The organism is Streptomyces sp. DI166 (genome assembly GCF_900091315.1).
Taxonomy (GTDB): Bacteria; Actinomycetota; Actinomycetes; order Streptomycetales; family Streptomycetaceae; genus Streptomyces; species Streptomyces fuscus.
Window position 1 is genome coordinate 1 of the sequence record NZ_FLSP01000144.1, and the last position, 14,796, is coordinate 14,796.

Consider the following 14,796-nt stretch of genomic DNA (forward strand, 5'->3'; position numbering starts at 1 on the left):
GGACCGGGACCGGGGACCGACACGGGGACCGAGCCCACCGAGGACCGGGGGCACAAGGTCCCTCTCCGCCGGAAGACGACTCCGAAGCCGCGGACGAAGACCAAGGGGAAGCGCACCCGGTCCCGCACCCCGCAGACGCAGCGTCCGCCGCGCGAGCCGGAGCAGTCGGTGGACCAGCTCGTCCAGCAGGTCCGTCCGCACGTCCCTGCCCTGCTCGAACGGGACGGCAACGAGTCCGTCACCCGGGTCCAGCTGCGAGAGATCCTTCGCCGCGAGGGCCTGAAGGGCGGCCGGAACGACCGGCTCAGCCTCGTGCTCCAGCAACTGCGGAGCGACGCCACCACTACAGCAAGGAGCACCGCCCCGTGAAGACCTGCCACCAGTTCGACGCCGTCCGTGCGGAGTACGAGCGGGAGATCGGCTTCATGCTCGCCCACTCCAAGCGGCACGAGGGCAGGCCGGCGGCGAAATCCAGCGCGAAGCAGGCTGCCTCGACGAAGCAGCGGATGGCACGGGCGCTCAGCAGCCACGTCGGTCGCTGCCCCGAGTGCGGCTGAATCTGCAAAGCCCCAGCTCAACGCCCCTAATCGCAACCGGCGGCCCGGCTCTGTGCCGGGCCGCCGCACTTGAGGAGAAACGCCGTGATCGCGCGACCTACTCGCTCATCCGAGCCCACAGTCGTCGAGGCCGGCGCCTGGGCGGACGTCCTGGTCCGCCGGCGGCTCCTGCACGCGGCCGTCCTTACGCCGAGCGGCCAGTGGCTCGTCCAGGACCAGCCCGACGGACCCGTCCGCGTCCTCATAGGACCGGCCGACGTCCTCGCGCTGGCCGCAACCATCCAGCACCACACCCGCTCTACGAGGCCCGAATCCCGATGACGAACCCCACCCAGAACGGCACCACCCCGGAACCTGCTGGTGACTCCAACTCGGTCTCGGGGCGAGCAAGTTATCCCCTTGGATACTCCGCCTTGAGCGGAGTATCCAAGGGTTCCCCTGCCCCTGGGGGGCAGGGGCTCGTCCGGCGCCGGGGGACGCCAGACGAGGAGGCTGCGACCGAGGGCGGATCGCAGCCAGAGGGGATAAAGGACGGACGTGAGCAGCCGCGCACGCGCCGCCGCAAGTACCAGCGTCGTCAGCGCCCCCATGTCCGCAACACCCGCTTCAGCGACGACGAACTCGCCCTCGTGACCGCTGGCGCGAAGGCCGCCGGCCTCACTCTCGCTGGCTTCCTCGCCCGCGCTGCCCTGTCCGCCGCCCGCGACCTTGAACGGACCGCGAGTGCCGTCGCCGGCGAGCGTGAGGTGATCGCCGAGTTGTTCGCCGCCCGTCGGCACCTCGGTCATGTCGGCGGCAACTTGAACCAGGTCGCCCGAGCGGTCAACGCCGGAGGGCACCCGCACGAACTCGACGTGGTCATCGCGGCCACCGACCGCGCAGTCCAGCGCGTCCAGCACGCCACCGACCGGCTCCTCCACCAGGACTAGGACCCCCTCACCGGCATGATCCCCAGGATCCAGAAGCGCGGACAGCGCACCATCGGCCTCCTCTCCTACCTCTACGGGCCGGGCAAGTTCGAAGAGCACACCGACCCGCACCTGGTCGCCTCCTGGGATGGCAACGCCCCCGACCCCGGCCGTGACCCGTCCGCCACGCTCAAACAGCTCCAGCAGCTCCTCGATCAGCCCGTCGAGAACGTCGAGCAGGCCGACCGGCCCAAGAAGCATGTGTGGCACCTCTCGGTCCGCAACGCCGAAGAAGACCGGATTCTGAGCGACGAGGAATGGTGCGAGGTCGCCCGGCGCATGGTGGCCGCCGCCGGCATCGACGACCCCGAGGAAGGCGCCGGATGCCGATGGGCGGCGGTCCGGCACGCCGACGACCACATCCACATCATCGCCACCCTCGTGCGCGAGGACGGGTTCAAGCCCGACCTCGACCATGACGCCGTCCGGGTCCAGGCCCAAGCCCGCACCCTCGAAGCCGAACTCGGCCTGCGCCGCCTGAACAAGGGCGACGGCACCGGCGCGAAGCGACCCACCAGCGCTGAGCGCCACAAGGCCGAGCGCCAGGGCCGCGAGCGCACCGCCCGCGAGGAACTGCGGGAAACGGTACGGCGCGCGGTGACCGGCGCGAGGAGCGACGAGGAATTCTTCGACCGGCTCGCCGCCGCAGGTCTCCTGATCCGCAAGCGTGCCGCGCCCTCCGGCGACCTCCTCGGATACAAGGTCGCTCTGCCCGACGACCTCAACAAGGACGGCGAGCCGGTCTTCTACCCCGGCGCGCGCCTCGCCCCCGATCTCTCGCTGCCCCGCATCCGAGAGCGCTGGTCCGGCGACGCCCAGGACAACCCAGCCGCCCGGCAACAGCAAGCACCCCGTACGGGACCGGGCGCTCCGGCCTCCGCCCGCCGCAGCACGGCATCAGCTGCCTGGCAGGCCGTCCTCGTCGTCGAGCACGGCGACGATGCGATCGCCGCTGCCCACATCGCCGCGGTCGGCGAGGTCCTGGATGCCCTCGCAAAGACGTCCGCCGCCCACACCCGCCGCGAACTCCGGGACGCGGCTACGGCCTTCGAACGTGCCTCGCGCTCCCATGTCCGCGCCCTACGCGGGCACGACCGAGCCCTGCGGCAGGCCGCCCGCGACCTCGTCCACGGCGGCCCGGCCCTCGGCCGCGGTGAGGACGGCGCCACCACGGCGATGGCCATCGACATGCTGTTCTTCCTCATCACCGCCGCCGCGCACTGGCACGCCAGAAAGGGCCACGCTCAGCAGGCCGAGGCCGCCGCCCGGGCCGCCGAGCACCTGCGTACCGCCTACCAGACCGCCGCCGCCCAGCCCCTCGGAGCGCTCTACCAACGAGGCCGGCGTATGAGCCGGCCGATACTCCAGCGGCAGACCGTGCTGCTGCGCGAGGCGCTGCCGGAGCTGGCCGAGCAGATCCTCGCCGAGCCCGGCTGGTACGCCCTGGCAGCGACCATCGCGGAGGCAGAAGCCGCGGGCCACGACCCGGCCACCCTCCTGTCCGACGTAGCCGAACGCCGTGAACTCGGTACCGCGGCCTCCGTGAGCGACGTGCTCGTGTGGCGGATGCGGCGGACGGCCGACCTGCCCGCAGACGCCTCCCACCTGCCCGAGAGCAGCACCACGGGGAGCCGGTCCGCAACGCGCGGGACGACGACCAAAACCTCCGCGCCCGGCAGGCGGCGCAGCGGAGAGGAGGCATCGCGTAAGACGCGGTGAGCCCGACAGGTGCCGGCACGCGGTCTCAGCGCATCACCGAAAGAAGGGACAGCACCACCGCTCCGCTCGCAAGCCTCGGCATGGCCGTACGCCACATCGAACCTCGGTGACGACCAGGTTCGATGTGAAGGCCGTCGAAATCCGCGCACCTACAGGACAGGCGAGCATGACGTAGATGAGGTGAGTCGAGCCAGTAGGCGTCGCGGAGTTGGGCGGTCGAGGGAAACGGCGACGTGTGATCGGGCACACCGTGAAAGCGGCATCTCGCAGCACGAAGACACGCACGGTGGCCAACTCGTCATCCAGGCAATCGAGAAGCCGGAGCACCCCAGATGACCTGGCCGAAGGCGGCTGTGGACTTTGTGAATTGCAACCGTCGGGGACGTGGCGCACGATCTTGAAGCGCGCAGGACGAGGTGACGAAGTAGAGGAGGGCGCCAGGGTGTTTCACCGGATACGCCGCCGGGCGAAAGAGCCGACCGAAGCTCAAAGGCAGTTCGCCGAGCTGCACGCGCGGATGCAGGGCCAGGTCCCGCCAGGCATTGGGGTGCCAGCGGCCGAACCGGAGCCCGCCGAGCCGGCCCGCCTCGTGGACGACTTCCTTCCGCCGGAGCTGCGCGTGCCGAGCCACGACCAGGTCGACGGCAAGATGATGCCGTGGAAGCAGCCCCTCGTCCTCGACGGCGAGATGGCGGCCTGCGCCGAGTGCGGCGCCTACCGGGACTGGCTCATCCTCTCCACCCGCGGCGAGATCTGGCTGCGCTGCCGAGCAGGCCACCAACGGCAGGAGACCCGCCTCGACACGGCGTGGTTCAACCGGAACAGCGGACCGGCGGACGCGACGCACGCCACGTTCGAGGACTGCCTGCGCCACCTCGGGCACTGACCACCACTCCTACGACCCCACCGGGCCCTCGGGCCCGCACTGACCACCCGTCGCCTAGCACCAAGGGGTCAGTTCCGTCATGCGCGTTCGCGTCGCCACCACCGCCCTCGGCATCACCGCCGCCCTCCTCGCCCTGCCGGCCTGCTCCACCGACACCACCGGGGCCAAGCACCAGACCCCCTCCTCCGCCCGGACCGGAATGCTTTCCGGCGCGGTCCACAAGCCAGCCGCGCTCTCCTCGGCCGCGCTCGAGTCCCGTCTGCTCGACCAGAGCGACCTCGGCAGCGGCTACCTGTCCAAGTCGCAGCGTCCTGCCCAGCACGACGACGTCACCGTCATCGGCTGCCCGGCCCTGAGCGAGCTGGGCGGCGGCGCGGCGACCGGCGGCACGCTCACCTTCCCGCGCAAGGCGAAGGCCGCCTTCACCTACGGCGACAGCTCCTCGGAGTTCTCCGAGGAGCTCTACAGCGACACGGCAAACAAGCTGTCCGCCGGCATCGGACGGATCTTCGACGCCATGACCGGCTGTCCCGCCTATCAGGTCGTCGCGGGCGGCACACCGATCGACATAACCGCGCAGAAGCTGCCCGCGCCCCGACGACTCGGGGATCAGCAGTGGAGCCAGCTCCTGACGTTCTCCACCGCCGGGCGCAGCACCGTGGTGAAGCAGACCGCGATCCGGGACGGCAATCTGCTGCTGATCGTCTCCGGCGCTCCGGCCCTCGTCGACCGCCACCTCTACAAGGCCCTCGCCAAGGCCACAGCAACCGGCTGACCTGCCCGGTCATGCTGCTGCCCCCCGGCTATGGTGGTCGGGGGGCAGCAGCGCGTCAGCCGACGCGCTGAGCAGCGCGCGCCGCCTGGGCGGGGACCCAGGCTTGGACCTGGCCGGGCTGTACGTAGAGCACGTTCGGATTGTGGCTGTGGGGTCCATAGCCGCTAGAGGCATTGACGAGCAGGTACGCGCCCGCGGGGACGTGCCAGTTCCAGAACCAGGCGTCCTGTTGTCGACCGGTGTCGCACCAGGTCACAACGGCCTTCGACCCGCGGCGTCCGCGCTGGTAGACCCGCGTGATCTGAAGAAGATCTCCTCGGCCTGCATTCCTGTGCTGTTGGAACGCCTGCCACTGTGCCGCGAGGGTGGCCGTGCGTTTGCGGTGTGAACGGACCTTCAGCGCGACGATCACGGCGACGCCAAAGACGAGGACAAGAAGGACGCCGGGGCCGAGGTGCATTGCTGCATCCTGCAGCCTGGCGTCACAGGGTGGCAAACCCTTCACCGAACATCGAGGAGCAGTTTCAGGCAGCGACTGCGCCTCTCGCGAGCCGGGACCCGTCTCTGCTGCCAGGGAAAGCCAACAGCGCGTTGTGTGCACACAAGTGCCAGCCCGTGAGCACGAAGCCCGGCCCTCCATTTCGGAAAAGGCCGGGCTGTGTGTTTGAGAGGAAAGGCAACGGCGGGGCGTTAGATGGCCGGCGCGCGCAGGAGCCGCTCCCGGGTGGCCTCAGGCAGCACCCGTCGCAGGACCGGTGCCGTCGAGCTGAGGGAGGCGGCGAAGGCTGCCACGAGGTCGTGCGGGACGCTGGAACCGAAGGAGGCTGCCCACAGGCACGGTGCGCCGAGCGCGGGCTCGGCCCACGCCTGCCAACCGGCCAGCCCAGCCTCTTCGGTCTCAGTGATCAGGGCGCGAGGGTCGGCGTCCTGGATGAGCGGCGGAACCTCGCCGAGGCTCATGTGCGAGGTGAACGTCGGGTCCGTCGCTGCCGCCTGGGGCTGGTCGATGTCGCGGAGCCAGCCGTGTGCGGCGACCGCGTCGAGGACCATCTCGGGGCCGGCGAGCGGCATGGCGGCCTGGTCGCGGGCGTCGAGCGCGACGAGGAAGTCGGACACGGCCTCGCCAGGGACGTCGGGGGTGAAGTAGGCCGACCATTGGGCTAGCGGGCTGCTCGTGTCAGCGCGGGCGGAGATCTGCCACGCGATCGGCAGGTCCCCCAAGTGGAACGGTTCGTCCGCCAGGCTCCACTGGGCCCATCGGAGGGTGTCGGGGCTGATGTGCAGGACGGTGCTGCGCAGGACCTGGCGGCCCTCGGGTGCCTCGTCCGGCTCGTGGCGTCCGCGGACGATCGTCAGGCTCGTCCAGCCCAGGCCGGCGAGCGTGTCGGCGACGGTGTCGTAGAGCCGCCCATCGTCACCGGCCAGATGCCGGGGGCCGACCCAGAACGCAGGCTGGCCGCCACGTGGAGTGGACGGGTCGGGCGGGAATCCGGGATACAGGGGCGCCTCCAAGGGCTCGGTGCGGGTCTAGTTACCGCCGGCACGGCGGCGGGGGCGGCGCGGCGGTGCCTGCGTGTCGCCTTGCCAGGTCAGGGCGACAGCGACCTCGGGCGGCAGATGACCGAGCTGTGAGCCCTCGTCTCGGCCTTCGGCGAGGTACACGACGGTTTGGCCGGTCTCATCCACGGACTGCACGACTTGCGCCAAGCGGTGTGCCATCGGAAAGAACGGGTTCATGGCCTGGCGGACGGGAGCACTGCGGTCGCAACCGGACAGCAGGTCGATGAGATCGCCGACGGTCATCTCCGTGGACGTCATGAACGGCCTCCTTGGGTGAGGAAAACGGTCAGCGGTGGAGTTAGCCGACGGCCTGGCAGTCAGCCGACCACCCTCCCAGCGAGGACTACGCGTGGGGCACTGTCATACGCGACGCGAGGTTTCCAGCACGCGCGCCACGGCGGCAGCGACGATGTCGGCCGGCGTCTCGGTGTCGAACGACAGCTGGTAGCCGGGTACCTTGGCGGTTCCGGTGACGGCGATCTTCCATCCCTCGCCGTCGGTGCCGGGACGACCGAGCGGGAACCAGCCGAGGTAGAACCGGCCGTCCTTGGAGCTGACGTGCACGTCCGCACGGTCGTCCACGATGAGGTTGAAGTCCTCGGCGCAGAACTGGTCCATGACGAGCGTGGGCTGGCCAGGGCCCAGCTGCCACTCGCGCAGCCGCAGGGCTTCGACGGTGGTGGAGAAACCGGGGCCGACGGAAGCCACGGTCACAGACAATCACCTCTCTGACCTGGGGTTTCTTGCAAGGTCGTCTACGTTGACATGCTCCCGCGCAGGTTGGCCAGTCTTTCCGTGATCTTTCCTGTCTGCCCCCGGCGAACTGTCGTCCTTGGACAGTTGTAGGTTCTCAGATCCCGTGTCATTTTCTCAGTCGCGATGTCATGTGACTGGCCGAACTGACACGGGATTGACAATCGCTGGCCACTGCCGTCACTCGTTTGAGGACTCCGTTGCCAGCGGGATACCGCACCGCGGGCAGCCGTTTGCGTGGTCGTCCTGGCAGACGTAGCCGATGGCACCTTCCACGCACCATTCGGCGGCCTCCTCGGACAGCAGGTCGGGCCCGGCAAGGAGCAGCCGACGAAATTCCGTGGTGTCCGCAATGTCGGCCGGCCGGTTGGTGAACCACTCGTCGAACCAAGGCTTGTCCCGGTGTATGCGCCAGTGCGCATTCTCCCGGTCGTCGACAGCCGTAAGGAACCGATCGACGATGCGCCCCCAACTCGGTGCTCCGAACCAGCCGTTGTCGGACGCGCAGAAGGATTCAATCAGGGTTCTCAGGCCGAACTCCTTCTCGCTAAGGCAGTACCTTCGCCCCCATGAGATCGCGACCTGTGCCATCTCCGCGAGTTCTACGCGCGGATCAACCTCGTGTGCCGGGTCGTCAGGGTTGTGGCAGGCCAGCCCGAGCTCGAGCACAGACTGCCCGGTCGGTAGAACCCGGGACGGGTTGACGATCGCGAGACCGAGACCGATCCAGTCGACATGGTCGAACGACAGCATCGAGCGCACGAGTCGGGTGGTTGCCGTGTTGATCCGCATCATTGTGCCGTCGTGCAGCGGACTCTTCCCGGCATGCCAGTTCTCGACGGGTGTGTTGCGCCACACGGCGAGCGTGATGCGGGTGGCAGCGAGCCACAACAGGGCGTCGTCGTCGAGGTGCCCGAACCGCTTGGCGCACTCCTGGGCGCCGTAGGTGATCAGCTCTTCCGGTTTCGGCCACCTGTGGCTGTCGGGCCCTTCAGGCGCGTACTCGTAGTCGTCGGCGTACTCGTCGAGGATCGCGCTCAACTCGGCTGCGCTGTAAGCCTCGCTGTACTCGGAGCTGTCCGGCTCCTCGACGGTGTACATGTCGTGGTCCCAGGAGACGTACACGTCGCCCCAGAGCACGACGTCATCGCACTCGCTGGCGTTGTCCGTCACAACCGGCCTGATGGTGATCGGGGCAGTACGCCCGTCGGTTCGCTCGCCGTCCTTCTTGGCTGCCCATGCGGTGATGACCCCGAGCGGCTTAGGAAGGAGAGGACCGACCTCGGTGATGCTGAACGGCTCCTCGTCGTCATCGGTGTCGAACCGGCTGTTGACGAACGCGACCGCCTCGGAGGGCGAGCTGACGATGGACTGGGTACCACTCTCATTGTCAACCACTCGCCACAACGCGCTGTTCTTCACGATGCTCTCCGATCGCGGTGAGTGCGCCCGGGGCGGGTGCGATGCGCCGGGTCGCTCGGCACTGACTCCAATTATGGGCTGATCAACCCGTCCGTAGTCCCGCAGGCGCTTGTCGGCGACGACGCTCGGGACGTTCGTGTGCAACGAAGGTGTGTGAGTGGATGGAACGGATGGTTGCCGATGCAGGTTCGTGACGCCCCGGGGCGCGTTGCAGCCTGCTGGACAGCCTGAGGAAATGACACCGATCTGAGACAGCAGCCTGCCGACACATCGTGAGACTCAAGGGAAATATCCAGGTCACAGGGCCGGCGCCTGACACTGAAGTCGAGAACCTACAACTGTGAAGCCAATCGCCCTGGCATCTGATCCAGGCGCTTGACAGCGAACCGAGTCGTGGGGGCTTCCCACACCGTCACGGGCCCGAGGAAGTCAGCGGGAACGTCGCGATGCGGGTCTCTTGTCAGCGGCACCTCCTACACTCCGCAGATGCGACAGGCCAGGATGATGAGCTGCCTGGCCGTGGCCCTCCAGGCCATCAGGGCTGATGGGCATGGCGTCTGCCAGGCGCCTGCATGTCCCACAGGTCGCCGACAGCACGCGCCGGCAGAGCTTTCACGAGGACGGTCTCCGGTGCGGATGTCGGAGAGGGTTCCATTACCGTCCTTGTCTAACAGGGGGATTAGAGCTGTGCCTTCCGCTACTGGCTTGACCGACCTGCGCGAGCAGTGGATCCAGAAGATCTGCGCGGGGATTGCCACCTCTGTCGGTCGCCACCACCCGTTGCTGGATCCGGCGCGGATCGTCGGTAACCCGAGTGATCTGGATCTATTGCGTGCCCTCCTGATCCTGCGGATCGCCGTCTTGGACGCGCGTGGCCGGTCCACCGCGCACATCACGGGACTGCTGGCAAAGCACCCGGTCTTCGCCGATCCCAAGCCTGACACGGATCAACTCACCAGCCTGGTCGAGCATGTCCGCCGGCACGTGGAGCGCGACGGCCTTGTCGGTTCCGTCCTGCTGTTCGGCCTCGGACTGCGCGCTGCGGATCCAGAGAGCACGTATGCCCTCCTCCTGGACCACTGGTCACGTCGGTCGTCCCGCGCGGCGACCGCCGCCCAAGTGGCCAGGGAACTGGCCCGGCACTGGGGCGTGGAGGCTCGCACCGGAGAGGCTCTGGTGCCTCTCTCAGTCATATCTCTTGATGCGTACTCCGACACCATCTGGTCCAGGCTGGAAGCGGAACGCGACGCTCATGTGCGGCATGCCGCCTCAGTTGCCTTGATCAGGAAGGGCAACGACGCTCATCGCCTGTGGCTGGCGCAGTTTCCCGCCGACGAGGCCAGGCACCTATGGAAGTTGGGCGCAGATGTGGCCTACTGCACCGCGGCCAAGGAGCACCTTCGAGAGGTAAGCCGACAGCTCCGGAAGAATCACGCTCTGCGGCCAGTGATCGCCCGAGCCTTGAAACTGGTCAACGAGCAGCTAGAGATGCTCGGCGAGGCGATCGGCTGCCTGAGCGACACAGAGCGCGACATGCTGCGGGCGCGCACCCATCAGGAGCGCTTCCAGGACGCCTGCATTCAGACCTTCCTGAACCACTCCCTCGACTTCCGGCAGTCGTACCCAGGCAGTTCCTGTGTTCCTGATGCCGAAGCGGTACACGGCACCTTCGGCCCTCTGCCCTGGTGGAACATCATCGTCCGAACCGCAGCAGAGGCGGAGGCTGCCCTCGCCGCATTCACAGAGGGGGTGCTGCCCCTCGGTTTCGAGCGGGATCCCGAACATCGGAACCGCCTTCTACTCATCTGCCGTAAGCCCAGGACGGAGTCGCCGGGCATGCACGCCCACTTCGTCTTCGACCTGGACAACCCAGGCCACGCCTGCGAGCTGCTCCTCATCGCGAAGCGTGCCGGCGTCCCTATCGACCTCTATGCCCAAGCACACAACGAGTACGACGAAATCGAGTCCACCCACCTAGGCACTGTGTACGCACACATCGGTCCGGAGCTCGCCAGTCTGATCACGGAAGCCGCCACCAATGCACTGGCCCGCTCCCTGCCAGACTTCCGTAACCGCGACTACGACGAACATGAGGGGATCGAACCGCTCGAAGAAGCGTTGCGCTGTCTGTCCCGCGCTGAGGTGGAGCACTTCTCCTCGGGACGCCGCATAACCGTCTCATCCCGTCACAACCTCGAAGGTGGGATCGAAGTACTGTCGTCCGACCCGCCAGTCACGCTCTCCGGATTCTCCAGGGGCACCAAGAGGCACCAGAGAACCGGCAGCTCACGGAAGACGGGCAACGGGACTCCTCTGCCCCCTCCTCGGACCACTGGGTTCGTGTACGTCCAGCGGAACCCTGCCTTCCCGGACATGCTCAAGATCGGCTACACAGACCTGCTCGCGGAGGACCGAGCCAAGAACCTGTCGGGCACATCGGTCCCCTTCCCCTTCGACGTGCTCTTCAGGGCCCACACATCCCGGCCCAAAGACGTCGAACAGGCTGTCCACCGCCTCCTCACCGCCCAACGCGTTAACGCAAGCAAGGAGTTTTTCCGCGTCTCCCTTGACACGGCCATCGAGGCGATCCGCCGGTGCCAGAGGGAGGTAACCGGTATCAACAGCTGGGAGCCGATCCCTGCGCTTCATCGCCTGCCCGCGAATGACCGAGTCGTCCTGCCCCTGAGGGCAGGGCAGTTGTTCGTGCTCACCGCGTACCCCCATCTGCTCAGCTCGTCCGCTGAGGTTCTCGACATCTGGATGGCCCACGCGGACGGCGACCTCCTGGAGATCCACTCCACGCATGACCCCGGGCACGTGGCCGGAATCAGCGACAACGATCCCGGCGCTTACGAGGACCCCGTTCCCTTCCTCGACAGAGACGGAACCGTGCGGAACGGCATGCTCCATGGCAGGGAGCGCCTGGTAGCCGGCGACCGGCTGATCTGGTTCTCGGACGAGGAGGGGCCGACCGACGCCCGCGGCATCGTCTTTGAAGCGAACGCGTCCTGCCAGGTCACCTACCGGACACCAGCCCCCCGACGGGGCCCGCTGGGTATTCCTCTCCTGCTGAACGATCCTGACCGGGACCTTCCTGATGCTATGGGGGCACTCGTCAAGGATGTCCTCGCACTGCGCCCACCGCGCACCTGGGCTCCCCGGAACCCTCAAGAAGAGGACGGCTGGGCGGTAGCAGCCACGGATCCCCAGCCGCCCGAGCACTGGCTCCCTCAACTCGAACGACGGCGAAACGACGTTCGCCGGGACCGACCCTGAGTACCGTGCGGTATGGGGGCCAGCTCGACGTGTCCATCTCCAGCGCCAGGACTGAATTACCAGCCGGATCGATTGCGCCGCGGCTCCGTAGACGGCTCGATACCCGGCTCCGGGAGCGGTCTGAGCACATGCCAGAGTGAACCGCATGATCCCCGCGCACATCCCCGACGAGCCGCCGCTGACCTACCCCGACAGCTTCGACATACCAGTCCTGTTCCGAAACGGACCCGCGAAGAAGCCTCGGCGGCAGTGGCGGACGGCCAAGCACAAGGCGTGGGCGGGATCGGACGGGTTCCCGGCGGCCGACGGCTGGTACGCCCCGACCACCACGTGGCGGGAGATCATCAAGGCTGCCACCGAAGTCGGCCGCGACGTCACCCCGCACCTGCAGAACCAGCCGCGCTACGCACACGGGGAACTGGTCGCTCGGGTCTCTCCGCTGTACGCCTACCTTGGCGCGCACGTCGTCGAGCCCCGTCACCCTGTGCCTGGGGCCAAGGGCCGGCGCCTGACCTGGAACCCGGTGTACGCGCACGGCACCGAGCGCAGCGCAAAGAACGCCGCCGGCTACCGGCTGGGCATGACGATGACCGAGTGGGCCTGCCGTTCGTTGCTGTGCCTCGGCCAGACCGAGCACCTCGAACTCGGCGGGCCCATCCCCGCTCTGTACGACACGTTCAAGGACCCGAAGAAGAAGCTGCCGGACCTGTGGGGACGCCACGAGGCAGAGGAGAGGTACTGGCTGATCGAGGCCAAGGGTGGCGACGTCGGCCTGGGCACGCTCCGCAAAGGGTGGGCGCAGCTGGCGGCCGGCAGCAAGATCCTCGGCGCCTATGCGCACCGCACCGTCCTGGTCGGAGCGTCCGTACGTCCCGGTGACGATCTCTTCCTCACCATCGACCACGACCTGCACCCTGGCCAGCCGCCCCTCAGCTCTGATGGGTCTGGCATCGACGAGGAGGCGGCGGGCGCGGGCAACCTGGAAGACCGCCTCGGCGACAGCGACGACGCGCTCATCGGCGCGGCCCGAGCCCAGATGCTCACCTACCTCGCCTTGCGCTCCGCTCCCGTCTCGCAACTGCGCACCGTGCCCGTGCCCGCAGACCGCACTTCCCGTCGTCGGCGCACCGGACTCACCACGCCCCTGGAGCACGACGGCCTCACCCTCGCCATGCGGGCCGATGCCCGCGGAGCAGCGCTCCAAGCCGAGCAGCACACCTTGCGCGCCGGTATCCGCTCCATGGGGCTCGACGACTTCCTCACCTGCCGCATCCCCGGAACCGAAGTGCACCTCGGCATGTCCCGGAAGCTCTTCGCCGCCTGCGAGCGCCTCCATGAGGAAGACCTCGCCATCGCCCGGCGCACTCCAGGACTGCGCGCCGAGGACGAGCCGAGCGGTGACCAAGAGCTCAGCGACGAAGCGCAGGAAGAACAGCGGCTCACCCAGCGGCGGATCTTCCGCGAGCAGCAGGAGGAAGCCCGCCCCCGGCTGCGCCTCCTGCTCCGCGACGCCTACGAGCGGGGTGCGACGAGCGACTGGAGCAGCCTGCTGCGCCGATCCCAGGAGCCGGCACTCGACCTGGAAGGCGACGAGAGCCTCCTCGAAGCGGCGACACCAGAGACCTACCTGGCGGTCAGCCGCTACGACCTGCCCCCGGCACGCGCCTAAGACATCGTTTCACTTGGTGAGTCGGCGGTAGCTGATGAGGGTTGCGGCGATGCCGACGAAGGCCAGGAAGTGCTCGGCCTTGCGCTCGTAACGGCGGTGCAGCCTGCGGCATCCGGCCAGCCAGGAGACCGTTCTCTCGACGACCCAGCGGTGTCGGCCGAGCCGCGTCGACGACTCGATGCCCTTGCGGGCGATGCGGTGGCGGATGCGACGCTCGCGAAGCCATTTCCGCAGGTGGTCGTAGTCGTATCCCTTGTCGGCGTGGAGCTTGGCCGGGCGCCGGCGGCGCGGGCCGCGGCGGGAGCGGATGGGCGGGATCCCGCGCACGAGCGGCTTGAGGCCGAGGCTGTCGTGCGTGTTGGCGCCGGAGATGCCCAGCGACAGCGGCACGCCGTTTCGGTCGGTGATGAGGTGGATTTTCGATCCCGGCTTGCCGCGGTCGGTCGGATTCGGTCCGGTCAGTGGCCCCCTTTTGCCGCCCGGACGCTGACGGAGTCGATGGCGCATCGCGACCAGTCCAGCTCACCCCGAGCGCCGAGTTCATCGAGGACGACCCGGTGCAGCCTGGCCCACACCCGGTCCCGACTCCATTGGGCGAAGCGACGATAGACCGTGGGCCAGGCGGGCCCGAACACCGGCGGCAACTGCCGCCAGGTGCAGCCCGAGGTGGCCACGAAGATGATCGCCGCCAGGCATTCACGGTCACCGGCCCTCCGTTTGCCGCCGCCCTGCGGGCGTATGACCTCCGTCGGCGGGACCACCCGCCGAAACAGGATCCACAACTCGTCCGGTACCAACCGCTCCACCAGATCCGCCATGCACCGCTCAACGAGCCATCACGCCATCAGAAACGGCGTCTAAGTCTCCACATCAGCCGATACCAAGCGTTCGGGGGTGCGCCAAGGAGCAGCTCCCCTTGCTGGCATGACAGGCGGCAGCTGGCGCCTGGCGGTTGGAGCACCGAACGCACAGAGCCGATTCGCCGCTGTGGGGGCGTAGCTGAACAGTCGGGCGCGTGATGGCATCGATCAAGGTATCGGGGTAGACCGAAGGGTGTTCGCAATGGGATCTCTGACCGCTGCCGCGAGGGCTGCCCGGCAGCGGCCGGGCAGAACTGCGAGGGCTTCGTGCCGTCGCCTACGGCTCTGAGCGCGGCTGAATCGACAGCGACGGTCACAAGTCGGGAGACGGGGCTGCCGCCCGTGCGGCAG

General features: G+C 68.1%; 14 protein-coding genes and 1 pseudogene. 9 read left to right on the top strand and 6 right to left on the bottom strand.

Translation table 11 applies throughout. The features are described 5' to 3' along the window. The 7 genes and pseudogenes from GA0115233_RS37485 to GA0115233_RS37515 all read left to right on the top strand — a co-directional run. A pseudogene (locus tag GA0115233_RS37485) lies at positions 1 to 369 on the top strand (hypothetical protein); the annotation flags it as partial. Then, positions 366 to 557: a hypothetical protein gene (locus GA0115233_RS37490; RefSeq protein WP_093724892.1), complete on the top strand. Its 192-nt coding sequence runs from the start codon at positions 366 to 368 to the stop codon at positions 555 to 557. The pseudogene GA0115233_RS37485 and the gene GA0115233_RS37490, both read left to right, overlap by 4 nt. Positions 558 to 641: 84 nt before the next feature. Next, positions 642 to 878, top strand: a complete 237-nt coding sequence (locus tag GA0115233_RS37495; protein ID WP_093724894.1) for a hypothetical protein — start codon at positions 642 to 644, stop codon at positions 876 to 878. A gap of 308 nt (positions 879 to 1,186) precedes the next feature. Next, positions 1,187 to 1,486, top strand: coding sequence for a plasmid mobilization relaxosome protein MobC (gene mobC / locus GA0115233_RS42100; RefSeq protein ID WP_255310485.1), 300 nt, complete (start codon positions 1,187 to 1,189; stop codon positions 1,484 to 1,486). A gap of 15 nt (positions 1,487 to 1,501) precedes the next feature. Beyond that, positions 1,502 to 3,244, top strand: coding sequence for a relaxase/mobilization nuclease domain-containing protein (locus GA0115233_RS37505; protein WP_093724898.1), 1,743 nt, complete (start codon positions 1,502 to 1,504; stop codon positions 3,242 to 3,244). Between the two features lie 442 nt (positions 3,245 to 3,686). Continuing rightward, positions 3,687 to 4,130: a hypothetical protein gene (locus GA0115233_RS37510; RefSeq protein ID WP_176712082.1), complete on the top strand. Its 444-nt coding sequence runs from the start codon at positions 3,687 to 3,689 to the stop codon at positions 4,128 to 4,130. Between the two features lie 79 nt (positions 4,131 to 4,209). Continuing rightward, positions 4,210 to 4,905 carry a hypothetical protein gene (locus GA0115233_RS37515; RefSeq protein ID WP_093724900.1) on the top strand — a complete coding sequence of 232 codons (696 nt, stop codon included), beginning with the start codon at positions 4,210 to 4,212 and terminating at the stop codon, positions 4,903 to 4,905. A gap of 55 nt (positions 4,906 to 4,960) precedes the next feature. Here the strand turns inward: GA0115233_RS37515 and GA0115233_RS37520 are convergent, their stop codons facing one another. The 5 genes from GA0115233_RS37520 to GA0115233_RS37540 form a co-directional block, all read right to left on the bottom strand. Continuing rightward, entirely contained in the window at positions 4,961 to 5,365 is a 405-nt protein-coding gene (locus tag GA0115233_RS37520; protein ID WP_093724902.1) for a hypothetical protein, read from the bottom strand. 230 nt (positions 5,366 to 5,595) lie between these two features. Further along, a complete protein-coding gene (locus tag GA0115233_RS37525; RefSeq protein WP_093724904.1) occupies positions 5,596 to 6,417 on the bottom strand; it encodes a DUF317 domain-containing protein in 822 nt (273 codons plus the stop codon). Positions 6,418 to 6,432: 15 nt separating this feature from the next. Next, complete coding sequence (locus tag GA0115233_RS37530; RefSeq protein ID WP_061915897.1) at positions 6,433 to 6,723, bottom strand: hypothetical protein; 291 nt, start codon at positions 6,721 to 6,723, stop codon at positions 6,433 to 6,435. 102 nt (positions 6,724 to 6,825) lie between these two features. Beyond that, positions 6,826 to 7,179: a DUF317 domain-containing protein gene (locus GA0115233_RS37535; RefSeq protein WP_093724906.1), complete on the bottom strand. Its 354-nt coding sequence runs from the start codon at positions 7,177 to 7,179 to the stop codon at positions 6,826 to 6,828. Positions 7,180 to 7,398: 219 nt separating this feature from the next. After that, complete coding sequence (locus tag GA0115233_RS37540; RefSeq protein ID WP_255310486.1) at positions 7,399 to 8,640, bottom strand: hypothetical protein; 1,242 nt, start codon at positions 8,638 to 8,640, stop codon at positions 7,399 to 7,401. A gap of 705 nt (positions 8,641 to 9,345) precedes the next feature. On the opposite strand from GA0115233_RS37540, the gene GA0115233_RS37545 reads away from it, so the two are divergent. Then, positions 9,346 to 11,916, top strand: coding sequence for a GIY-YIG nuclease family protein (locus GA0115233_RS37545; RefSeq protein ID WP_176712083.1), 2,571 nt, complete (start codon positions 9,346 to 9,348; stop codon positions 11,914 to 11,916). A 145-nt stretch (positions 11,917 to 12,061) separates the two neighbouring features. Then, positions 12,062 to 13,585, top strand: coding sequence for a gamma-glutamyltransferase (locus GA0115233_RS37550; protein WP_255310487.1), 1,524 nt, complete (start codon positions 12,062 to 12,064; stop codon positions 13,583 to 13,585). A 9-nt stretch (positions 13,586 to 13,594) separates the two neighbouring features. On the opposite strand, the gene GA0115233_RS37555 is transcribed toward GA0115233_RS37550, so the two are convergent. Continuing rightward, positions 13,595 to 14,403, bottom strand: a protein-coding gene (locus GA0115233_RS37555; RefSeq protein ID WP_107406495.1) for an IS5 family transposase whose coding sequence is annotated in 2 segments (ribosomal slippage) — positions 13,595 to 14,049 and positions 14,049 to 14,403 — 810 coding nt in all. Because the reading frame shifts where the segments join, the coding sequence is not laid out codon by codon here. Between the last annotated feature and the right edge of the window lie 393 nt (positions 14,404 to 14,796).